The following is a 21996-nucleotide window of genomic DNA, read 5'->3' as shown; positions in this document are numbered from 1 at the left end:
GTCAGTCCATTTCCTGCGCAGTCAATGCACGGTGAATCTCGCGGCGCACCAGTTTGCGCACGTTTCGCGTGATCCGTTCGCCCAACGCGCCCTGCAGCTCGGCCCGCACAATATCAGACACAAGGTCGCGCAACGCTTCTTCGTCGATCAGCTGTTCTTCATCAGCGTAGTCGAAACCGTCGCCTTTCTTCGCCTCAGGCTGCGCAGCTGCTTCCGTTTGTCGGGGCTCTTCCTGCTCGGGCGCAAGCTTTGCCGATGTCTCAAGGCTCTCTTGCGGGGCAGCTTGGGGTTCGGTTTGGTCCGGTGCCGCGGGTTTGTTCATCCGTGCCAGAATGGCTGAATCGGGCATATCGTCTTCCCACTCCATCGCCTCTGTCTCGGTGCCCGCAAATTCGTCTTCACCTGCTTCGTCAGGTTCCCAAGTCTCGGAGATCTGGCCAATTGCGGTTTCAAGCGCGGCAATTTTTGCCGTCAGGGCAATCGATCCTGACCGGTCCTTCACGCTGTCGGGCTTCGGTTCAGCCAAGCGCGCTGAAGGCTCGGTTGGCTCTTCGGGCTCGGACGCGTCCAAGGCCTGCGCCTCGTCCTCCGGCATCACAGACCCTTGAGCATCTCCCTCAAGCGTCTTGTTCTCATACCTCTCGACGGGTGCCTCATCTGAAGAGTTCTCCGGCATCAGGATTGCCGTTTGAGACATGTCAGCCTCTTCAACACTACCCCCATCGGCCACAGTCGCTTCTGTGTCCTGCTCGGGTGCCGTGGTCAAATCGCGCGGCAGGTTTGCGTCCCCTTCGCCGTCGGCGTCAGATTCGTCGTCGAAATTGTAAGGGTCGCTTGAGTAATCATGCGCCGGATCATCGAAAAGATGCGCGTCATCGTAGTTGTCGGCATCAATGTCTTCAACTTCCGGGATATCGTCATCTGCCGTCAGAAAATCGGACATCGGCGTTTCGGTGCGTTCCTCATCGCCATAGACGTTAAGTGGCACATCGTCGCTGATCAAACTGCTAAGCGTGGGTGCGTCGGGCTTGGCAGGTTCGGATTTATCAGCCGCAGGCGTCGCAGCGACAGAAGCCTCTTCGACCTTCACCTCATCCGTAACACGCAGCGCCGGTGTCAGAACCAGACGGTCCGTTTTTGGCGGGGTCCTGGATGCCTGTATCGGTCGCTTATCCTCTGACACCAGACGGCGTATCGAAGAAAGTACGTCCTCCACCTCAGCGTTTGTAACCCGGTCGGGCATATTATTTACCACTCATTGCTCGGCATAAGAGTAGCGCCAAAGAAAGATTCCATCAATGGGGCCGCGAAAATTGTCAGTCTTTTTGCAGGGCCCGCAAAACACGGTCCAGGTCTTTGCCCTGTTTTGACTTTTTCGCTGGGCTGTCCTTGACCAGATTGTAATAGGCCGCAGGATCATAAATCTGCACCGGCAGTTGCAGGTCTTTCGCTGTCAAACGTCCGGTCGACGCCAGAATGCGGTACGCCGCCACATAAAGCGCAGCACGGGCAGATACTTGCAAAGATCGCGCGTCAAGCAAGGATTGCTCGGCATCCAGAACGTCAAGTGTCGTGCGTGCACCAAGAGAGGCTTCTTCGCGAATCCCGTTGAAGGCGATCTGGGCTGCGCGAATCTGACGCTCGGACGCAGCGAGTTGCGCGCGCACCGTGTTCAGTGTGGCATAAGCGTTGCCGACATCCTGCTGCACATTCAAGCGTACCACATGCAAATTGCCGCGCTGCGCATCGGCACGTGCTTTGGCCTGACGTGCAAGCGCCGAAAGCGCCCCGCCCTGATAGATTGTCTGTCCGGCTTCGATGCCGATGCTACCATTACGGCTGTATTCGCTCTCGCTCAGGCCTTCGGACAGGCCGATCCGTCCCGTCAGGCTGACGCTTGGCTTCATGTCAGCCTCTGTCGCACGGACCAGCAAATCGGCCGCAGCCACCTGCCGCTGTGCGCCGAGAATTGAAGGATGCCGGCGCACGGCAATGGATTTTGCCGCCTCGACGCTGGCATCTGTCGTCGGCAAGCTGCGCGGCGTGACAAGACGTCCGGGCTTGCGCCCCACAATGTTGCGATATTCTTCTATAGCGGCGACCAGATCACCCTGTGCTGCTGCCAAACCGCTGCGCGCCTGCGCCAGTTGCGCCTGGGCCAGTGCGACATCCGTGCGGGTCACTTCGCCCACCTCGAACCGGTCGGTGGCCGCACGCTGTTCTTGCGTCAACAAACGCACGTTGTTCTGCCTCAAAGCGACGAATTCCGACGCCTCGATCACGCCCATGTAAGCGCTTACAGCACGCAGCAGAATCTGTTGTTCCAGATCTAAGAGCGCTTCGCGGGTGGCCAACACAGTTTCTTTTGCAGCCTCGACGCGGAATTGCCGAGCGCCGAAATCATAAAGCACCAGATCGGCGGCGAGGTTGATCGCTGCCGTCAGATCATCGGTGTCGATCGGATTGGGGTTCGTTGTGGTCCGTGCTCTGCCATAGCTTTGCGTCAAGGACGCAGACCAGCGTAATACCGGTTTCAGTGTCGAGACCGCGGTTGCCACATCTTCATCAGCAGCGCGCAACAAAGCGCGGTTCTGGATCAACAGGCCGGAGTTGGTATAAGCACCGACCAGCGCATCCGCCAATGTCTCTGCACTGGCGGGCTTTGTACTGATCAGGCTTAGCGCGATCGCGCTTGCGCTCAGGACAATGCGCATACCAAAATACTTTGAATTGATCCGCATGGGTCTATGACCTCTTTCTTGTTGTACTGCGTTGACACCTCGGGGTGCAGCGACCGTCCGTCGCCTAAAGCTGAAACGCCTTTTCGCGTTTAAACCCGTCTAGAACCGGCGCGCTTGCATTGAATGCCATGCGCCAACTTATCGTATCGCCGCGCTTGTAGCCAATACGCACCTCGCCCAGCTCACCATCCATGAACAGCGCAGCAATCCGCCCGCCATCTTTCAACTGGTCCAGCAGGGCTTCGGGTACGGTACTGACGCCGCCTTCGATCACGATAACATCATAAGGTCCGTGTGATGGGGCCCCATCGGCCAATGGACCGACATGCATGACGGCATTATCAGCACCGGTGGCCACAAAAGCCTCTTGGGCTTCGGCGGCCATAGCCTCGTCTTGCTCAAGTGCGACAACAGCCTCGGCCATATGCGCTATGACAGCGGCAGAATAGCCCATGGCACAGCCCACATCGAGCACCAGTTCAGAGCGCGAAACGGCCAGCGCATCCAGCATCTTGGCAAGTGTACGCGGTTCCAGCACCACACGGCCCTGCCCCAGATCAAGATTTTCACCCATATAGGCCGCCTCACGCTGGGCGGCCGGCACAAATTCCTCACGCGCCACGGTAAGCATCGCGTCAATGATGTTGAACTTGGTGACATCCGCGGGACGCACCTGCGTATCGACCATCATCGTGCGGCGGGCAGTATAATCGACCATGGGCTAAACTCATCTGTTCAGATTCTATACGGCAAGATGTGCCACAACCCGCGCCGCTCAGCAACGGTCTGCGGCACACTTTCGCGCATCATGCATCTTGCAGCCGCAGATCACATCATATAGCACACAAAAACCACTGGTCGGCGAGTTGGCGGAGTGGTTACGCAGCGGATTGCAAATCCGTGTACACCGGTTCGATTCCGGTACTCGCCTCCATATTTTCTGCACCAAGGACAATCATGCCTAGTGCGAATAGCTCCAGCGCATTTTCAACCTGATCAAGCTGGGCTAACACGTTGCTCAACGACTGCTGATCGCGATGTTTCCCGCAGCTGCAGCTGGCTACGCTCAGGTCTGATGCTGGGCTTTTACATAGTCCACAACGTCGGCACGGACTGACATTTCGCCGCGGTCGCGGGCGTTGTTTATGATGTCGCGGACTTCGTTCAGATCACAGCGCCGCAACAGGCTTTTGACAGGACCGATGGACGCCGGGCGCATCGACAGGGTGCGCAAACCGATGGCGGCAAAGCACAGCGCCTCGACGGGCCGGCCCGCATCTTCGCCGCAGAACGACACCGGGGTTTGGGTCTCGGCGCAGCGATCCACAATGTTTTCCAGAAAGGTTAAAAAGCTGACGTTCAGCGTGTCATAGCGGCGGCGCACCCGTTCGTTTTCGCGGTCGGCGGCGAAAAAGAACTGCTTCAGATCGTTCCCGCCAATCGACAGAAATTCGACCTCTTCAAAGAATTTGCGCGGCGCAAAGGCAAGACTTGGTGTCTCGAGCATGGCTCCCACCTCGACCGACGCAGGCAGGACATGGCCCAGACGCGCCTCTCGCGACAAGGTTTTATCCATTTCGAGCTTCGCTGCGCGAAATTCCTCGAACTGTGCAACGAAGGGGAACATCACGGTCAGCGGTCTGCCGTTCGCCGCACGGATCAGCGCCTGCAATTGCATCCGCATCACGCCGGGCTTGTCCAAGCCTACGCGGATTGCACGCCAACCCAAAGCCGGATTCGGCTCATCATTGGGCTTCATATAGGGCAGGACCTTGTCCGACCCGATGTCCAGCGTCCGGAACACCACACGCTTGCCGCCTGCCGCATCTAACACGCGGGCGTAAAGCGCTGACAACTCGGAACGTTTGGGCATCTGGTTGCGGACCAGAAACTGCAGTTCAGTCCGGAAAAGCCCGACCCCTTCCGCGCCAGAACCTTGCAAGGAAGGCAGATCGGCCATCAAACCTGCATTCATATGCAAAGCGACCACACTGCCGCATTTCGCCTGTGCCGGCAGGTCGAGAATTGATGCATAGCGCGCCTGGGCAGCCGCTTGCATCGCGATCTTGTCGCGAAACGCCGAAGCCACCGTATCATCCGGGCGCAGATGCACGATGCCCTGTTCGCCATCCACCATGATATGATCGCCATTCAGCGCATCATTGGTGATCCGCCCCGCATGCACCACCAACGGGATAGCCAAGGCGCGCGCCACAATTGCCGCATGCGACCCGACGGAGCCCTGTTCGAGCACGATCCCCTTGAGGTTGCGCCCATAATCCAGCAGCTCAGCGGGACCGATGTTGCGCGCGACCAGAATAGGGTCCGGTGGCATTTCCGCGCCGGTGTCACTGCCCTGCCCAGTCAAAATGCGCAGCAGCCGGTTGGAAAGGTCGTCCAGATCGCTTAGTCGTTCGCGCAGGTAAGAATCGGTCGACTGGCTCATGCGTGCGCGGGCAAGTGATTGCTCTTTTTCCACCGCAGCTTCGGCGGATAGACCGCTTTGGATGTCTTCGACCATCCGGCGCATCCAGCCTTTGGAGTTCGCGAACATGCGGTAGGTCTCGAGCACCTGCTTTTGTTCTTTGTCAGCCGATGCCATCGTCATCATCTGATCGACACTCACGCGCAATTCGTCAACGGCTTCGGTCAACCGCTCGGTCTCGCGCTCCGGATCATCGGCAATCGGGTTCGACACAACGACCCGCGCCTCATGCAGCCAGACATGGCCCTCGGCCACACCTTCCTGCCCTACCGTCCCGCGCAACAATATAGGCTGCTGATGGCGTGCGGACATGGCGGCGCCTTCGCCGACAAAAGCACCCAATTCGGTCATCTCGGCCAATACCATGGCCACGACTTCCAGCGCATAGACCTCATCGGCCGAAAATTCCCGCGCAATCTTGGACTGCACCACTAGCACGCCCAAGGCTTCGCCCAACCGCTGGACAGGCACACCGAGGAAGCTAGAGTAAATCTCTTCTCCCGTCTCGGGCATATAGCGGAAACCGGGGGATTGCGGCGCATCAGGGGTATTGATCACGCTACGGCGCCGGGCCACGCGTCCAACCAGACCCTCGCCCATTTTCATGCGTGTCTCGTGAACGGCCTCTTCATTCAGGCCTTCAGTCGCGCAAAGCTCCAGTGTTTCGGCATCGCGAAATAGATAGATCGAACACACTTCGCACCCCATCGAGGTCGCAATCAGATGGGTGATCTTGTTCAGCCGTTCCTGACCGGCTTCGTCGCCGGCCATCGCATCGCGCAGACGGCCGAGCAGCTTGCGGCTCTCTGTCTCTGTCCGATCGACCATTGCCTGCGTCCTTATTCAAACCAAGGCCAGCTTAGACCACAGGCCGCGCAAAAGCGAAATGTCTGAATGCGTACCGCGATGCACTTTTTAGTTGAAAGCTGGCCGGCTTCAGGCCGCTTTGTCCAGCTCGAACGCATCGTGCAGAGCTTGCACGGCCAGTTCCATGTATTTGCGGTCGATCAGGACGGAAATCTTGATTTCGGACGTGGTGATGACCTGAATGTTGATGCCCTCGTTGGACAAGACCTGGAACATTTTGGCGGCCACGCCGGTATGACTGCGCATGCCGATCCCAACGACCGAGACCTTGGCCACATCCGTGTCCGCCAGTAGTTCACCAAAGTTGAACACATCGCCGGATTTGGCCTCTGCCATCGCTTTTTCCGCGCGCCTGACCTGATCGACGGGACAGGACCAGGTCATGTCGGTGCGCCCCTCTTCCGAGATGTTCTGCACGATCATGTCAACGTTCACGCCCGCTTCCGACAGGGCTGTGAAAATCGTTGCCGCAATGCCGGGGCGATCGGCGACCGATACCAGCGTCATCTTGGCCTCTTCGCGGCTGAACGCCACGCCTGCCACCACATTGCTTTCCATGATTTCCTCCTCATCGCACACGAGCGTTCCGGCCTCGTCCGATTGTTCTTCAAAACTCGACAACACGCGCAACTTGACCTTATAGCGCATCGCCAATTCGACCGACCGCGTCTGCAAGACCTTCGCGCCAAGCGAGGCAAGCTCCAGCATTTCCTCAAAGGCGATCTTGTCCAGCTTGCGCGCTTTGGATTCGACCCTCGGATCGGTGGTATAGACCCCGTCCACATCCGTATAGATATCGCAGCGTTCGGCCTCAAAGGCAGCGGCAAAGGCGACAGCCGTTGTATCTGACCCGCCGCGCCCCAATGTGGTGATGCGGCCTTCGGGGCTCACCCCTTGAAATCCTGCTACCACAGCAACCTTCATACCCTCGGCGAACTTCGCAAGAATGTTATCTGACGGTATCTCTTCGATCCGTGCTGCGGAATGCGCCGATGTGGTCTTGACCGGCACCTGCCATCCTTGCCAGGACCGCGCAGGCACATCCATCTCCTGCAGGGTCAGCGCCATCAGCCCTGCGGTGACATTCTCGCCGCTGGACACCACCGCATCATATTCGCGGGCGTCATACATGGGGGATGTTTCATTTACCCAGCCGACCAATTCATTGGTCTTGCCCGACATGGCCGAGACAATCACGATCACATCATAGCCCTTGGACACTTCAACGCCCACACGCTTGGCCGCGCGGCGGATCCGGTCAAGGGTGGCCACCGAAGTGCCCCCGAATTTCATCACAAGTACCGGCATAGTCACGCGCCCCAATCAATCCCGCGCCGTTTACGCGCTACATGGCCCAAGGGCAAGACTGCTCCTCTCTTTGGCCTTATATCCCGCGGGGTCTGGGGCAGCGCCCCAGCGCATTTGAGCTTTTCAAATGCACATAAAAAAAAAACGGCACCCTCAGTAGTCATGCGCGCGACCGTCCCAGGTCTCGAAACAACCTGTTGTCTCAAGGCTCAAATCGGCAAAACGCGCCATCAGACCATCAGCCGATTCCTCCACCGTGATCGCAGCCGAACTGCCCCCCATATCGGTCTGCACCCAACCGGGATGATAGATACCCACCGCAATACCTTCGGCCTTCAGGTCAGTCGCCAGATTGCGCCCAAGGTTCAGCACTGCCGCCTTGGACGCGCGGTAAATATAGCTGCCCCCCGGTGCACGGGTATGCGAGGCCATCTGCGAAGAGATAATGGCAATCTTCGATGAGCCCGCCTGCCGCAAATTCGGCAAAAGCGCCTGAATACTCAGGAATACACCCGTAACATTCGTCGCAAAGCTTTGTGCCCAGAGATTCGCGCCATAGCCGGTATCGAGTTCATCGCCCTTATCGAGATAAACACCCGCGTTGCAGACAAGTAAATCAATCGCGCGCCCCTCCAGCGCTTGTGCCATCTCCGAGTGGCTCGCGGGGCGGGTCACATCCAGTTGCAGTTGCGATGACACCGAACGTCCCGTGCCGATCACATCCTCGCCTGCCGCATGGTATTTTCCGGCCAACGCGGCACCGATGCCCCGGCTCGCACCGGTGATCACGATTGTCATAGGGTGTTCCTTTACTCAGCTGAGCTTCTGTTTGGGACGAAAAGGCAGCGGCATCAGCGGCACGCCATCCTCGATTAACTCTTTGGCCTGGTCCAGCCGCGCCTCGCCATAGATGGCCCGTTCAGGCGCATCGCCCAGATGCATCGCCCGCGCTTCTTGGGCAAAACGCGTACCAACGTAGTCTGCGTTTTCCTCGACCTTTTTGCGCAATGCAGCCAGTGCCTCTTCGGCCTGACCTTCCGGTGCGCTCAGCGCAGGCAGGGCCTCGCCGGTTCGGGCCGCCCCCTCAGCCACCTGTGCCCTATCCCCCCCCTTGAGCACGCGGGGTGCCATCAAGGCTTTTGAGACCTCACCACTCCCGCAGACCGGACAGCTCAGATGTCCCGCCCGTGCCAAAGCATCGAAAGCAGCAGCTGACTGGAACCAGCTTTCGCTGCGGTGGTCCTTCTCGCATTTGAGTGTGTACTGGATCATTCTGGGGTCATTGCGCGTGCTGCATCCTTTGATCACAGATGTGCCGAACCCCTGCGCAGGTCAAGCCCGCGTTGGCCGGGGTGTGGGGTCGAAGGCCGCGATCAGCCGTGACAGATCCCGTTCCTTTACCGCCTGCGCTGCCTTTTTGCGCGACACCCAGCGCCTGCGCCGCTGCCCGCATTCAGGGTATTTTTTTGCCAGTGCCGTGACTTCCAAAGGATAGAGCATGACAACACAGGGCAGATCATCCTCCAGCCCGACGTCTTTGTCGTAGGTATAGACACCCAGACAGGTTTGTGCAGCTTTGCCCGTTACCCCTGCCTCTTCCCACGCCTCGAGCGCGGCGGATGCAGCAGGGGTTTTCCCGTCCATCGGCCAGCCCTTCGGCACAATCCAGCGCTTTGACCCGCGCGACGTGATCAGCAATATCTGCACTTTGCCGCGCCGCACCCGATAGCAAAGTGCCGCGAACTGCGTGCGGACCTCGCCCTTGCGGGCCCCGTTCAGGGAGAGTGGCGGTTGCTTGACCATCATGGGTTTCCTTGATTGCATGCAACAAATGACCCGCAGAACCGTGATGCGCAAGAGCACCACCCGTGCCAATCCGCTTGAAGGGCGTCTGGCCATCGCTAATAGTGCAGCAATGACACGCCTTGCCTGCTTTTTGATCCTCACGCTCGCCGCTTTTTTCCCTCTCATGGTAGCGGCCCAAACCACCGTCTTCGCCGCCGCCAGCCTACGCGGCGTTTTGGAAGAAATCAGCCAAGAGAACCAAGTTGACTTTGTGATGTCCTTTGGCGGTTCCGGCACCATGGCCCGTCAGGTTGCCGCTGGTGCGCCAGCCGATCTTGTAGTGCTGGCCAATGAAGAATGGATGGACTGGCTGGAAACACAGGGTATCGGGGCCATGGGCGCGGCCAAAGTGGTGGCGCAAAACGCGTTGGTGGTGATTGCACCGGCTGGCACGCCGCCGCTCGACGCACCTAAGGACCTTCACTCCCTTCTAAAAGGTGAGCGTCTGGCGATGGGCCAGCGCGATGCGGTGCCAGCAGGAAACTATGCACGCCAGTGGCTCGAGACAGTCGGACTTTGGCAAGCACTCAACACACAACTGGCCGAGACCGACAATGTCCGTGCTGTTTTGCTGCTGGTCGCACGCGGTCAAACGCCTGCCGGTGTGGTCTATGCCACCGATGCCGCAGCGGAGCCTGCTGTCGATGTGATCTACGAAATCCCCGCCGATCATCATGCACCTATCCGCTACCTTGCCGCCGCCCTCACCCCGGCCGGAGAATCAGCGCTTGATCAGCTGGGCACCACATCCGCCGCCCGTATCTTTGCCGCCCACGGTTTTGTACCGGTGGCACCATGACCGCCGACGCCGCCGCGTGGGAGGCCTTGCGCCTGTCGATCTGGGTCTCTGTCTGGGCCACGGTGTTGGCCGTACCACTGGCGCTTTGGGTGGCATGGCTTCTGGCGCGGGGGCGCTTTCGCGGCAAAGCCATGCTCAGCGCTCTTGTGCATTTGCCGCTGGTCCTGCCACCCGTTGTCACAGGCTATCTGCTGCTGATGGCGTTTGGCCGCACCGCGCCTTTGGGACGGTCCTTGGACGCCGTTGGTGTCACACTCGCCTTTCACTGGACGGGCGCGGTGCTGGCGGCCCTTATCATGGGCTTTCCGCTGATGGTCCGCGCCATGCGGTTGGCTATCGAAGCGGTCGACCCCAAGCTGGAAGAAGCCGCTGCCACCTTGGGCGCACCACGCTGGTCGGTCTTTGGCCGCGTCACGCTTCCCTTAATTGCACCCGGCATTCTGGCGGGCTTAGTGATGGGCTTTGCCAAGGCGATGGGTGAATTCGGGGCTACCATCACCTTTGTCGCGAACATCCCCGGCCAGACACAGACCCTTCCCAGCGCAATCTGGACCGCACTGCAAATACCGGGCGGTGAAGGACAGGCCATCACCATGGTGCTGATGGCCAGCGCCGTGGCGATCGGCGCGGTCCTACTGTCCGAAGTGCTGGCACGACGGGTCGCGGCCCGGATCGCTGGCACATGACATTGAAGGTCGACATCAGTCACGAGTTTGATGGCTTTTCTCTCAAGGTCGCCTTTGAAGTGGGTGCCGGGATCACCGCGTTATTCGGCCGTTCCGGCGCGGGCAAAACCACAGTGATTAACGCGGTGGCGGGGCTGCTCCGACCGGACAACGGCACAATTTCGTTGGGTGATCAAACCTTTTTCAACAGCGCCACACGTCGCTTCATGCCGCCCGCGCAGCGCAGGCTGGGCTATGTCTTTCAGGACGCGCGGTTGTTTCCTCACCTCAGCGTGACCGAGAACCTGACCTTTGGCATCCGCTACGCACCGCGTGGGGTTGCGGGGCCAGACCTCGACGACGTTGTCCACTTGCTGGGTCTTCAGCCATTGCTGGACCGTGCTCCGGCCAAGCTATCGGGTGGTGAAAAGCAACGTGTCGCCTTGGGTCGTGCTTTGCTCAGCCGGCCGCAAATGCTGTTGATGGACGAGCCTTTGGCCAGTCTGGACGGACCACGCAAGCTCGAAATCCTGCCCTATCTCGAGCGGTTGCGCGATGGCCCGCTCGGCCTGCCGATCCTCTATGTTAGCCATGCAGTTGATGAAATCACCCGTCTGGCGGATCAGATCGTTCTGTTGCGCCAAGGCCAAGTGCAGCAAACAGGCCCTCTGTTTGACGTGATGGCTGACCCTGCCGTGCTGCCCGTTCTGGGTGTGCGCGAAGCAGGTGCCGTGCTGCAGGCGCAAGTGGTTTCCCATGCCGCGGACGGCCTAACGCGATTGCGTATTTCTGCAGGGGATTTGCACCTGCCGGGAGTGCAGGCGCCCGTGGGTACGACGATCCGACTGCGGGTTCTGGCGCAAGATGTGATGCTGTCGCGCACGCACCCTGCCGGGCTTTCGGCGCTCAATATTCTGCCGGTGACGGTAACAGGCATCCACCCCGGAGAGGGTCCGGGTGCTGCAATCGCGCTGCAAGCGGGCAGTGATCGGCTGATCGCGCGGATCACCGCCCGCGCGGTTACCGAGATGGCCCTGACCGAGGGGGCGGAATGCTATGCAATTCTCAAAGCCACCAGCGTGGCACCCGAAAGCATCGGGCGCTAAACGTCAGCCCTTGACCGCAGGCCTGCCCATGCGTTGTGCCAAACCGCGCAGCAATTCGTCATGCGGCACGTCACCATCAATGGCCAAGCGGCGCAGGCCGAAATGCACATGGGCCACGTCCTGATAGTAGCTCGTGTAGGCATAGTTGGTCGCAGCACCCGCTACTGCGCCCAGCACCGGCACCGCCTGCGCCGCCAGCTTTTGACCCAGCACGACAGCGAGCTTGGGTGCAACCTTGTGGATCACCGCCTGCATCGCCTTGCCCGACAGAGCAATGCGCGCCGACAGAAAGCCTAGATCGGCCCCGTCATCTCCTGAAAGTGGCCCCGCCGCAGCAAACACCTGCACGCAGTCAAACTGCACATTTTCGGCTTCTGGATCGAACCCGTGCTCGACCGCGACACCTTGGATCACACGCAATAGAAGCGTGGTCGTGACCGGCAACTCGGCCAGCGCCGTGGGCAACCCACCTGCCCCGCCGGCCGCACCCATGGCTGTGGTTACCGCCTGATTAAGCCAGCTTTTCTGATCCGGCACCACCGAGCGGCTGGAATGAGCGGCGCGCATCGCCTGATTCAACGCGGCGACCGTTGCTGTCTCCAGATTGCGACGAATGGTTTCGGGCAAGTGATCCAGAAGATTATCTGCAGAACTGCCAATTACGTTCAGAACGCTGATCCCGACGCCCCCCGCCGCTTTGTAGCGCTTTGCCAGCGCATCCAGCTGCGCATCAACGTCAATGGGGGTCGGGAGGGTGCTGTTAGTTTGCATGTGCGATCCTTCTTTGACCTTATGTGGGGCGCGGCGGGCTGTAATTCAATCCACCCAGCGCCGCACTTCGCCCTCAACCCCGTCCCACGCGCCGGGCAAAAGAGCGCGGCCAAGAACGCGTTCGGGGTTTGTGGGCGGCGGCATGATCACGCCTTGCAAGAGGCGGAACCCGAAACGGCTGTAATAGGGCGCATCGCCCACCAGCATCACCCGATCCCATGTCGGAGGCGTCGCATGCCGCAGGCTTTCCTCGATCAGGGCACGGCCCAATCCTTCACCTTGCCGTGTCGGGTGCACGGCTACGGGTCCCAAAAGCAGCGCCTCATACTCACCGATGCGGACCGGCCAATAACGGATCGCGCCCCCAAGGATACCATCACCATCCCGCGCCACATGGCTTAGCCCCGCGACCGGCGCGATTCCATCGCGCAACCGGTAAGAAGACAGCGCCTCGCGTCCCGGCGCAAAGCAGGTGTCATACAGCGCCTCGACTTCCCAATGGTCTGCCGCACTCTCTGGGATCAACTGGTACAACGGGCGGCTCTTTCTGGTTTACGGTGGCATCCGCCCTAGCATGGGGGTAGCCATAGGCGCAAACCAACAAAGGAAGTCCCGCATGTTTTACCGCCCCGAAGAAGGCCACGGCCTGCCCCATAATCCATTCAATGCCATCGTCACGCCGCGCCCTATCGGATGGATTTCGACGCGCGACACCGCAGGGCATGACAATCTGGCACCCTATTCCTTTTTTAACGCTGTGGCTTATGTGCCGCCGCAAGTCATGTTCGCCTCTACCGGGGTGAAGGATGATGTGGACGGCACCAAGGATTCAGTCGCCAATATCCGCGAGACGGGGGTGTTTTGCGTGAACATCGTCGAATACGCCGCCCGCGATGCGATGAATGCCTCTTCTGCGACGCTGGGCCATGGCGTCGATGAATTCGCCCATGCCGGCGTGGAAAAAGCCGCTTGCGACGTGATTGATTGCGCCCGTGTGGCGGACGCGCCCGCAGCGCTGGAATGCCGTATGACGCAAATTATCCAGATCGAAGGTGCCGCGAATTTCGTCGTCTTTGGCGAAGTTGTCGGCGTTCACATGCGCGACGATTGCGTTGTGGATGGCCGATTCGACGTGACAAAGTTTGTGCCCCTGTCACGGCTGGGTTATCGCGATTACACGGCAGTCCGCGAAGTCTTCGAGATCATTCGTCCCGACGATTAAAGGGGCGGCACGGATCCGCGACGAGTTGCAACGCCGGTGATTATTAAGTCAGGCGGATGATTGGCGGTGTGATTGAGACCCGCTGACATCCCCCCACAGCTACCGAGGCTTCGTAACGGGCCATGCCACCAGCGCTCTGCATCGCAGGACCGTCATGGCGAAGGGGCTATCCGAATTTGATCGGCACCATCGTTGTAACCTCCTCAACGGAGGTTTGGGCAGTGTCAGGCCATAATTAAAGGCCTGACACTTTCTTAACGCTTTGACGCAAACCTACGAGGCTGCCACTTCCGCCTTGAAGTTATCCCGGCGGATCAGCACGACCAGAAGCAAGGCGATGACCGCGCTGACCAAGGTGGTGGTCAATCCGGGAAAGCTGAAGGCAAAACCGGCAGCTGCGAGCGGAAGCCGCAGAACAGGACGCACCGCGCCGAACCCGATCAGATATCCCTCAAGACCGCCAGCCAGCAGCGTGATGCCGATCAAGATCGACGGAAGTACGTAGATCAGAGGCATCAGATCGCCTTGCAGTACCAGCGCGGGCTGGAACATGAAGAACAAAGGCACAAAGTAGATGACGATCCCCAACCGCATCGCCGTGAAGGAGGTCTTCATCGGCTTGGCCCCCGCGATCGTCGCGGCAAGGAAAGCGGCCGCACCGACCGGCGGGGTTATTACGGACAGCATCGCGTAATACACGATGAAGAAGTGGACCGCGATGGTGTTGAGGCCGCCAATCTCGATGATGGCAGGTGCGAGAGTTACAGCGAGGAAAATATAAGCCACGATCGCCAAGCCAGCCATGCCCATAATGAAACAGGCCAGTACGCCCAGCGCGATAATCAGGTACACGTTATCCCCACCCAAAGCGACGAGGCCGGAGGTCATGGAGCCGGTCACGCCGGTAATGGTCAGCGCGCTGACAACAAAGGCAATCGGCATGATGATGGCAGCTGTCTGCGTAACGAGCAGGCCCACCTGCCGAAGTGTCTGGAAAAAGCGGTGCGGGGTCATCATCGTCTCGCGCTGCAAAAAGCTGAGACCGATCATCAGCGCACTGGCGTACCACGGGGCGTAATACTCCCAGCGCATCCACAGCAGACCCCAGACCAGAAAGATCATGACAATCAGAAACGGCCAACCGCGCTTCATGACTTCACGCGCTGATGGCAGGTTTTCAGGCGCGGCCCCGACCAAACCGTTGCGCGCTGCATAAGCGTCGATTTGCATAAGCAGACCGAAGTAAAACAGGAATGACGGCAGGATCGCGGCGATCATAATTGTCGCGTAATCCACGCCGATTGTGATCGCCATGACAAAAGCAATTGCACCCATCACGGGGGGCATCACAACACCGCCCGTGGAGGCGCAGGCTTCGATCGCGCCCGCATAATGCGGTGGGTATCCGGCCTTTTTCATCGTTGGGATAGTGATTGAGCCTGTGCCCGCGATGTTCGAAAAGATGGATCCTGACAGCGAGCCGAAGAATGCGCTTGCGACAACAGATACCTTGGCAGAGCCGCCGCGATACTTACCGAAACCCGCATTTGCGATATCAATAAAGAACTTACCCGCGCCCGTTGCGATCAACACCCCGGCAAATACCAAAAACCCGAGAACGATTTCCGCAACAATCTTGGTGGTGATCCCCATCAATCCTTCGGTTCGGAAGACGTGGGCCTCGATCATACGGTCAAAGGTGTAGGGAATACCCATCAGCAACCCGGGGAAGTAATCCGCAACAATCGGGTAAAGCCCCAGCAAGAAGACCACGAGCAGGAAAGGCAGTCCACCTGACCGCCGCGCGATCTCGAGCATCAAGACCCACAAGACCGCACCTGCGTAGATATTGGTCCAGCCCGCCTGAACAATTTCCCAAGCGTGGGTAGAGAAATAAAGGCAAATTCCCAGTGCGACGGCTGCCGCGATCCAATCATAGATCGGCACCGAAAACTGGTTCGCCTTTGCTGGCAAGGCAATGAATGACGCCGCGAGAAAGATGCCGATAAAGACCCAGTAATACTGCCCTTCAATCAAGCGCTGCCCTGCCACCGGTACGCCAAAGGCATAGGCCAGCCCAAGCGAGATACCGCCCGTACAGAGCACAACGAATGCAATGCTTGTCCATGAGAAAAGGCCGCCGAGCCGACCCAACTGGATTGCATCCTCGTCGCTGGGGTGGGGGGCTGTGTTTGATTGTTGGTCTGACATATTGTGATTCCGGGTATGGCGTTCTGTTGCGCGATTTCGAAAAGTGGCGGAGCGGGAGAACCGCTCCGCCGGTCATGCTTTCAAAAGCCGATTATAGGCGCGAGCGGAATGGCGAGAGGTCTTTGGTATACTCGCCCATGTGGTTCAAGAACTCTTCGTTTTCGAAGTTGATTTCGAGACCTTGCTCCATCGCCGCCTTCATACCGGCCTGGCGTGCAGCAATCCATGCATCCATCTGCTCGATTGCGGCAGTGTTCCATGCGTCGTCTTCGTCGCTCCACTGGCCGATCTCGCGTAGGTACTTGACTGTACCCTCATGCACCGGGATCGGGTTGGCGTTCAGAAATTGACGGAACTGCTCGACAGACATACGCGTGGCAAGCGCATGCGTGCCTTTGTACGCGTCATAAGACTGGTGCAGCCATTTTGCCATGTTGTAGGTGAAATCGACATCTGCGGTCACGGGAACAGCATAAACGAAGTTGGACGTCATTGAGTCCACACCGTTCGCTGTTTTCACACCCATCGAGACTTTCGACGGGATTGTCATACCGCGGAAATCAAGAAAGCGGTTCCAGCCTTCTTTGTCTGAGGGATCCATGGGCAGCCAGCGGATGCTTCCCGGTGCGCCTTCCATTTCAGACAGCACCGAAGAGATCGGCGAGCAATAGGCGACATCGGATTTACCCTCGACAACCGAGCGGCAGTTTTCACCGTAGCTGGAGGCGGGCACATATTCGATTTGCTCCTGCGCCTGTTCGGGGGACAGACCAATGAAACCGGGCAGTGCTTCCGTGACAACCGAAACAATCGCGGGCGAAAACACGCCTTCGGTCACGCGCACACCGCCTTTGGCAATATCTTGAAGCGACTGGATTTCAGAATCGCCCGCAACAACGAAACCCCAGGGCGTATCGTTGTGGTGCCACAAGATCCGCTGTGGAATGGCACGCGCTGAAGCATAGCCGCCAACGCCTTCTGTCTGCGAGGCCATCTCGGCGGCGGACACAGATGCAATCGCGACGTCCTCACGCTCGGTCAGGCGGCGGTTCCGCATCAATTCGCTGTCTTCGGGTACGATACGTACCGTGGTGCCGGTCTCTTTCTGGAATACCGGACCCCAACCGTTGGTGGAGGCAAAGCTGCCCGTCGATGTCCCCGGTGTCGCAATCACCATCAGGCGTGGCCAGTCATAATCCTGCGCCATTGCAACATGTGACAGCCCGGTTGCCAGAATGGCCGACCCAACGGCGACCTTGGCTGACAATATAAACTTATTCATTTCACGTCTCTCCCTTTTAACGTTCCTTTGTCCGGTCAGGAACTCGAGCAAGAAGAGGCGTTTGAGCGCATACGTTTACGTTCAACAATTGAACCTCCCCGAACTGGTTTCCTTTCCCAGCATGGTTGAAAGCCATCAGTAACATCTGATAGTTTTCAAAGGCGGTGCTTCCTCCCGAAGCAATCCGACCTCACCAGAAATGAGTTAAACCTAAAAATTTTCCCCTGCCAATACCGCTTGCCGGAACATCGTTCCGCAAGTCGGGTTTGACGGTACAAACGGTACGTCACTTTAGCCGTTTGGTAGGCTGGTCCATCTCGGGAATGGGTTGCAATCATGAAATAGAGGCGTAATGCCGCGCACTTTTGGCACCTCAGGACTGCGATCCACTTTCGGGCATAGCCAAGTGTAAAAGGCGATCAGAAGATCTGCGCTCATGCTATTGCAGCACGAGCGCGTCAGACCTTGATCTGGACGATCATTAGAACGTGTTTGGCGCGTAAGGTATTGCGAGGCTCGGATCAAACAACCCGGCCTCATTCGCCTTTTAATGCCCGCCAAGCACTCCGGTACGTACCTGATAATTCACCGCCAGCGCGTAATCGGGATCATCGTCACTATCGACCATCAAATGGCCTGCCTTTTTCAGCAGTTTGTGGCAATCGCGGCTAAGGTGGCGCAGCTCGATGCGCTTGCCTGCGCCTTCGTACTTGCCTGCAATGGCTTCAATCGCTTGCAGCGCGGATTGGTCCACCACGCGGCTGTCTGCGAAATCCACTACCACCAATGACGGATCCTGGTGCACATCAAAGAGTTCCGTAAAGCCTTCGGCAGAGCCAAAGAAAAGCGGGCCTTGGATTTGGTACACCTTGGCCCCTTCTGGGGTGATGTAGGTTTTGGAATGGATGCGCCGTGCGTTGTTCCAGGCATAGGCCAACGCCGAGACGATCACCCCAACGACCACCGCGACTGCAAGGTCTTCATAGACTGTGACAACAGTGACCAGCAGGATCACGAAAGCATCCGTCAGCGGCACTTTGCGCAGGATGGTCAGGGAGTTCCACGCAAAGGTGCCGATCACCACCATGAACATCACGCCGACCAAAGCGGCCAGCGGGATCTGTTCGATCAGGGACGATCCGACAAGGATAAACAGCAGCAGGAAAACTGCCGCGGCGATGCCTGCGACCCGCGTGCGGCCACCCGATTTGACGTTGATCATGGATTGGCCGATCATCGCACAACCACCCATGCCGCCGAAGAATCCGGTGACCGTATTGGCCACGCCTTGCGCCACACATTCCTGTGACGCCCCACCACGGGTGTTGGTCATATCGCTCACAAGGTTGAGCGTCAGCAGCGATTCAATCAGGCCGATGGCGGCGAGGATTACCGCATAGGGCAGAATGATATAGAGCGTTTCAAGCGTCAGCGGCGCAAGCGCTGTCCCGTAAAGGCCCAAGCCGTCGCCAAAGGGGATGTGCGGCATCGGCAAGCCGCCTTCAATAGAGGCCAGATCGCCGACGCGAGGTACATCCATGCCGGTAAGGATCACAACTGCTGCGACAATGCCAATACCTGCCAAAGGCGCAGGGATCAGCTTGGTGATCCGGGGCATGATCCAGATGATCGCCATCGTCGCCGCCACGAGGGCCAGCATCAGATAGAGGGGTGTGCCGGACAGCCATTCGCCCCCGCTCATGCCATGTCCGGTATCGACCATGGTACCGGGCACCTTGAATTGGCCCATTTGGGCCAGAAAGATCACGATAGCGAGACCGTTTACAAAGCCCAGCATCACAGGATGCGGCACAAGGCGAATGAATTTACCCCATTGCATGATGCCAGCAAAGATTTGCAGCAGCCCCATCAGGACCACCGTAGCAAAAAGATATTCAACACCGTGTTGCGCCACCAGCGCCACCATGACAACGGCCAACGCACCCGTCGCACCAGAAATCATCCCCGGCCGGCCGCCGATCAAGGCGGTGATCAGACCGACCAGAAAGGCCGCATAAAGACCAACAAGCGGGTGCACCCCGGCAACAAAAGCAAAGGCCACCGCTTCGGGTACAAGCGCCAGCGCAACCGTCAGACCGGAGAGCAGTTCGATGCGCAACCGTGCCACCGAAAACCCGTCCTCGGCCATCCAGCGCAGGTCGGTGACTTCGAGGTTTTTGGTGAAACTATGAAAGAGCGAACGCGCCATCGGGCATCCTTTGCATGGGTCTGTCTGGGAAATCAGTATTTCGCGCTCGCTATACCACTTGTTCGCGGTTGCCAAGAGTGCGGATTGAACTGCTGGTCTTCGACCATGCCGAGGGTCGTCAAACGGTGCGATTGATTGGCCGGGGCGCACTTCAGCATTTTGTACATCTAAAGGCGCGGACCCATCGCGACCAGGCGCTTAATTCAATCGCAAGGGGGTTGCACTTGATGGAACCCTCTGACTTGCTGCGGCGAAAGAGCGGCGCTGGGTGCCGGGTGCGCAAAGGAATCATCATGACACAAACAAAAATCGCCGTAATCGGTGGATCAGGCATTTACGACATCGACGGTCTAACCGGTGCGGAATGGGTGACGGTTGAGAGCCCCTGGGGCACGCCGTCGGATGCAATCCTGACCGGAACGCTGGACGGGGTAGAGATGGCATTTCTGCCGCGGCACGGGAGGGGGCATGTCCATAGCCCGACAACTGTGCCCTACCGCGCCAATATTGATGCTCTCAAACGGTTGGGCTGTACCGACGTAATCTCTGTTTCAGCTTGTGGCTCCTTCCGTGAAGCGATGGCACCCGGTGACTTTGTCATCGTCGACCAGTTTATCGACCGGACCTTTGCGCGGGAGAAATCGTTCTTTGGCACCGGATGTGTGGCGCATGTGAGCGTGGCCCACCCCACCTGCCCGCGACTGGGCGATGCCTGCGAGACTGCGGCGCGGGATTCTGGCATAAACGTCCATCGCGGCGGCACCTATCTCGCTATGGAGGGGCCGCAATTTTCGACCCTGGCGGAATCTAAAATGTACCGGGATAGTTGGGGGGCGGATGTGATTGGCATGACCAATATGCCCGAGGCAAAACTCGCCCGCGAGGCGGAGCTTTGTTATGCTTCGGTGGCGATGATCACGGATTATGATAGCTGGCATCCCGACCATGGCGAGGTTGATGTCACGGCGATCATCGCTACGCTGATGGGCAATGCTGATAAGGCGCGGACCCTCGTCGCTGGCCTGCCAGCGCTTCTCGGAGAGACACGGGCACCCTGCCCGCATGGCTGTGACCGCGCCCTCGAGTTTGCCATCATGACTCAACCCGATGCCCGCGACCCTGCGGTGATGGCCAAGCTGGATGCCATTGCTGCGCGCGTTATCTGAAGCCTTGCGCCGGTGGCAGCGGTGTACTTTGGTATTTGGAAAAGGGTGAAGCTGAAGGGATTGCACTTGAACTGCGCGGGAGGCCGTGTCTTTGCTGGCAGGGTTTATCGGGAGGTGCGCGATGTCATTTGACCTTTGGCTGGCGTTTGTCGCGGCTTCGACCGCTTTGTTGTTGATCCCCGGCCCCACGGTTTTGCTGGTGCTCAGCTATGCGCTGAGCAAGGGGCGATCCGTAGCTGTCGCTTCAGCGGCGGGGGTCGCATTGGGCGATTTCATCGCGATGAGCGCTTCTTTGGCGGGACTTGGCGCGCTGGTACTGGCGTCCGCGGGGTTATTTACCCTGCTCAAGTGGGTCGGTGCGGTGTATCTCGTCTGGCTCGGTGTGAAGCTGATCCGCTCTGCACCGTCGGACGGACTTGCGCTGCCGGACGGCGCGGATATTTCAGGGCGGCAGGTTTTCGGCCATGCGGCGGCGGTGACAGCACTGAATCCTAAGTCGATTGCGTTTTTCATCGCTTTCGTTCCGCAATTTATCCGCCCCGAGGCACCGCTGCTGCCGCAATTCGCCATTCTGATCGCTACCTTCGTAGGCCTTGCAGCCCTCAACGCCTTTGCTTATGCGCTGATGGCCGATCGTTTGCGGCGCGTCATTGCACGGCCTTTCGTGATCACCTGGATCACCCGTGGCGGTGGTGCTGCGTTGATTGCGATGGGCATTCTTACAGCCACCCTGCGCCGGAGCACCGCATGAAACAGGTCCAAGATTATATCCGCACCATCGTCGATTTCCCCCATGAGGGGATCATGTTTCGCGATGTGACCACATTGTTTGCCGATCCACGCGGGTTTCGCATGGCGATTGATCAGATGTTGCACCCCTATGCCGGAATGCAAATCGACAAGGTGGTGGGGCTTGAGGCGCGCGGCTTTATCCTGGGCGGTGCGATTGCGCATCAACTGTCCGTCGGGTTTGTACCGATCCGCAAGAAGGGCAAGCTGCCCGGGCGCACGATCTCCCAAGACTATACGTTGGAGTATGGCGAGGCGATTGTAGAGATCCACGATGATGCCATCCAGCCGGGTGAGAAAATTCTGGTCGTGGATGATCTGCTTGCAACGGGCGGTACCGCAGAGGCCGGGATCAAACTGATCGAACGGTTGGGTGGCGAGATTATCTCGACCGCGTTCATCATTGATCTGCCCGATCTAGGTGGCCGCAAGCGGCTCGAAGCCATGGGGATGGAAGTACAAGCACTTTGTGCCTTTGAGGGCGCGTAACGCGCACTAGGTTCATCGGGGACCAGCAGAAAGGAAGTCCC

General features: G+C 58.7%; 20 protein-coding genes and 1 tRNA gene. 8 read left to right on the top strand and 13 right to left on the bottom strand.

Going from position 1 to position 21996, the window contains the following annotated elements; all coding sequences use genetic code 11:
- Position 1: 1 nt before the first annotated feature.
- The 3 genes from Z945_RS20095 to Z945_RS0111620 all read right to left on the bottom strand — a co-directional run bounded on the left by Z945_RS20095 (position 2) and on the right by Z945_RS0111620 (position 3459).
- A complete protein-coding gene (locus tag Z945_RS20095) occupies positions 2 to 1243 on the bottom strand; it encodes a prolipoprotein diacylglyceryl transferase (RefSeq protein WP_025052282.1) in 1242 nt (413 codons plus the stop codon).
- A gap of 73 nt (positions 1244 to 1316) precedes the next feature.
- The gene (locus Z945_RS0111625; protein ID WP_025052281.1) at positions 1317 to 2741 is read right to left on the bottom strand and encodes a TolC family outer membrane protein; all 1425 of its coding nucleotides are present in this window, start codon (positions 2739 to 2741) and stop codon (positions 1317 to 1319) included.
- A gap of 64 nt (positions 2742 to 2805) precedes the next feature.
- A complete protein-coding gene (locus tag Z945_RS0111620; RefSeq protein WP_025052280.1) occupies positions 2806 to 3459 on the bottom strand; it encodes a protein-L-isoaspartate O-methyltransferase family protein in 654 nt (217 codons plus the stop codon).
- Between the two features lie 142 nt (positions 3460 to 3601).
- Here Z945_RS0111620 and Z945_RS0111615 point away from each other — a divergent pair.
- Positions 3602 to 3675 (top strand) — tRNA-Cys (locus Z945_RS0111615).
- 132 nt (positions 3676 to 3807) lie between these two features.
- Here the strand turns inward: Z945_RS0111615 and ptsP are convergent.
- The 5 genes from ptsP to Z945_RS0111590 form a co-directional block, all read right to left on the bottom strand.
- On the bottom strand, positions 3808 to 6054 hold the full coding sequence (gene ptsP, locus Z945_RS0111610; RefSeq protein WP_025052279.1) for a phosphoenolpyruvate--protein phosphotransferase: 2247 nt from the start codon (positions 6052 to 6054) through the stop codon (positions 3808 to 3810).
- 108 nt (positions 6055 to 6162) lie between these two features.
- Positions 6163 to 7401 (bottom strand): aspartate kinase, encoded by a 1239-nt coding sequence (locus Z945_RS0111605; RefSeq protein WP_025052278.1) that lies wholly within the window; start codon positions 7399 to 7401, stop codon positions 6163 to 6165.
- A gap of 153 nt (positions 7402 to 7554) precedes the next feature.
- Complete coding sequence (locus Z945_RS0111600; protein WP_025052277.1) at positions 7555 to 8199, bottom strand: SDR family NAD(P)-dependent oxidoreductase; 645 nt, start codon at positions 8197 to 8199, stop codon at positions 7555 to 7557.
- Positions 8200 to 8214: 15 nt separating this feature from the next.
- Complete coding sequence (locus Z945_RS0111595) at positions 8215 to 8673, bottom strand: DUF1178 family protein (RefSeq protein WP_025052276.1); 459 nt, start codon at positions 8671 to 8673, stop codon at positions 8215 to 8217.
- A 60-nt stretch (positions 8674 to 8733) separates the two neighbouring features.
- Positions 8734 to 9204, bottom strand: coding sequence for an NUDIX hydrolase (locus tag Z945_RS0111590; protein ID WP_025052275.1), 471 nt, complete (start codon positions 9202 to 9204; stop codon positions 8734 to 8736).
- Between the two features lie 28 nt (positions 9205 to 9232).
- Between Z945_RS0111590 and modA the strand changes: the two genes are divergently transcribed.
- The 3 genes from modA to modC are packed head-to-tail and all read left to right on the top strand — an operon-like array spanning position 9233 to position 11816.
- Positions 9233 to 10045: a molybdate ABC transporter substrate-binding protein gene (gene modA, locus Z945_RS0111585; RefSeq protein ID WP_241434500.1), complete on the top strand. Its 813-nt coding sequence runs from the start codon at positions 9233 to 9235 to the stop codon at positions 10043 to 10045.
- Positions 10042 to 10731, top strand: coding sequence for a molybdate ABC transporter permease subunit (gene modB, locus Z945_RS0111580; RefSeq protein WP_025052273.1), 690 nt, complete (start codon positions 10042 to 10044; stop codon positions 10729 to 10731). The genes modA and modB overlap by 4 nt, the downstream gene beginning before the upstream one ends.
- A complete protein-coding gene (modC, locus tag Z945_RS0111575; protein ID WP_025052272.1) occupies positions 10728 to 11816 on the top strand; it encodes a molybdenum ABC transporter ATP-binding protein in 1089 nt (362 codons plus the stop codon). The genes modB and modC overlap by 4 nt, the downstream gene beginning before the upstream one ends.
- 3 nt (positions 11817 to 11819) lie before the next feature.
- On the opposite strand, the gene Z945_RS0111570 is transcribed toward modC, so the two are convergent.
- Both Z945_RS0111570 and Z945_RS0111565 read right to left on the bottom strand, forming a co-directional pair.
- The gene (locus tag Z945_RS0111570) at positions 11820 to 12587 is read right to left on the bottom strand and encodes an EcsC family protein (RefSeq protein ID WP_025052271.1); all 768 of its coding nucleotides are present in this window, start codon (positions 12585 to 12587) and stop codon (positions 11820 to 11822) included.
- A gap of 45 nt (positions 12588 to 12632) precedes the next feature.
- Positions 12633 to 13121, bottom strand: coding sequence for a GNAT family N-acetyltransferase (locus tag Z945_RS0111565; RefSeq protein ID WP_025052270.1), 489 nt, complete (start codon positions 13119 to 13121; stop codon positions 12633 to 12635).
- Positions 13122 to 13203: 82 nt separating this feature from the next.
- On the opposite strand from Z945_RS0111565, the gene Z945_RS0111560 reads away from it, so the two are divergent.
- The gene (locus tag Z945_RS0111560) at positions 13204 to 13809 is read left to right on the top strand and encodes a flavin reductase family protein (protein ID WP_025052269.1); all 606 of its coding nucleotides are present in this window, start codon (positions 13204 to 13206) and stop codon (positions 13807 to 13809) included.
- A 273-nt stretch (positions 13810 to 14082) separates the two neighbouring features.
- Here the strand turns inward: Z945_RS0111560 and Z945_RS0111555 are convergent, their stop codons facing one another.
- The 3 genes from Z945_RS0111555 to Z945_RS0111545 form a co-directional block, all read right to left on the bottom strand.
- Positions 14083 to 16020 carry a TRAP transporter permease gene (locus Z945_RS0111555; protein WP_025052268.1) on the bottom strand — a complete coding sequence of 646 codons (1938 nt, stop codon included), beginning with the start codon at positions 16018 to 16020 and terminating at the stop codon, positions 14083 to 14085.
- 91 nt (positions 16021 to 16111) lie between these two features.
- Positions 16112 to 17302: a TAXI family TRAP transporter solute-binding subunit gene (locus Z945_RS0111550; protein WP_025052267.1), complete on the bottom strand. Its 1191-nt coding sequence runs from the start codon at positions 17300 to 17302 to the stop codon at positions 16112 to 16114.
- 547 nt (positions 17303 to 17849) lie between these two features.
- On the bottom strand, positions 17850 to 19511 hold the full coding sequence (locus Z945_RS0111545) for a SulP family inorganic anion transporter (RefSeq protein WP_025052266.1): 1662 nt from the start codon (positions 19509 to 19511) through the stop codon (positions 17850 to 17852).
- A gap of 293 nt (positions 19512 to 19804) precedes the next feature.
- Here Z945_RS0111545 and Z945_RS0111540 point away from each other — a divergent pair, with 293 nt between their 5' ends.
- The 3 genes from Z945_RS0111540 to Z945_RS0111530 all read left to right on the top strand — a co-directional run bounded on the left by Z945_RS0111540 (position 19805) and on the right by Z945_RS0111530 (position 21955).
- On the top strand, positions 19805 to 20677 hold the full coding sequence (locus Z945_RS0111540; protein ID WP_025052265.1) for an S-methyl-5'-thioadenosine phosphorylase: 873 nt from the start codon (positions 19805 to 19807) through the stop codon (positions 20675 to 20677).
- A gap of 121 nt (positions 20678 to 20798) precedes the next feature.
- Positions 20799 to 21428: a LysE family translocator gene (locus Z945_RS0111535; protein ID WP_025052264.1), complete on the top strand. Its 630-nt coding sequence runs from the start codon at positions 20799 to 20801 to the stop codon at positions 21426 to 21428.
- Positions 21425 to 21955: an adenine phosphoribosyltransferase gene (locus tag Z945_RS0111530; protein WP_025052263.1), complete on the top strand. Its 531-nt coding sequence runs from the start codon at positions 21425 to 21427 to the stop codon at positions 21953 to 21955. Before Z945_RS0111535 ends, Z945_RS0111530 begins: the two co-directional genes overlap by 4 nt.
- Positions 21956 to 21996 lie beyond the last annotated feature (41 nt).

Source organism: Sulfitobacter noctilucae (genome assembly GCF_000622365.1).
In the GTDB taxonomy this organism is placed as follows: Bacteria; Pseudomonadota; Alphaproteobacteria; order Rhodobacterales; family Rhodobacteraceae; genus Sulfitobacter; species Sulfitobacter noctilucae.
Note: the sequence above shows the minus strand (reverse complement) of the source record. Positions and strands in the feature narration are given on the sequence as shown.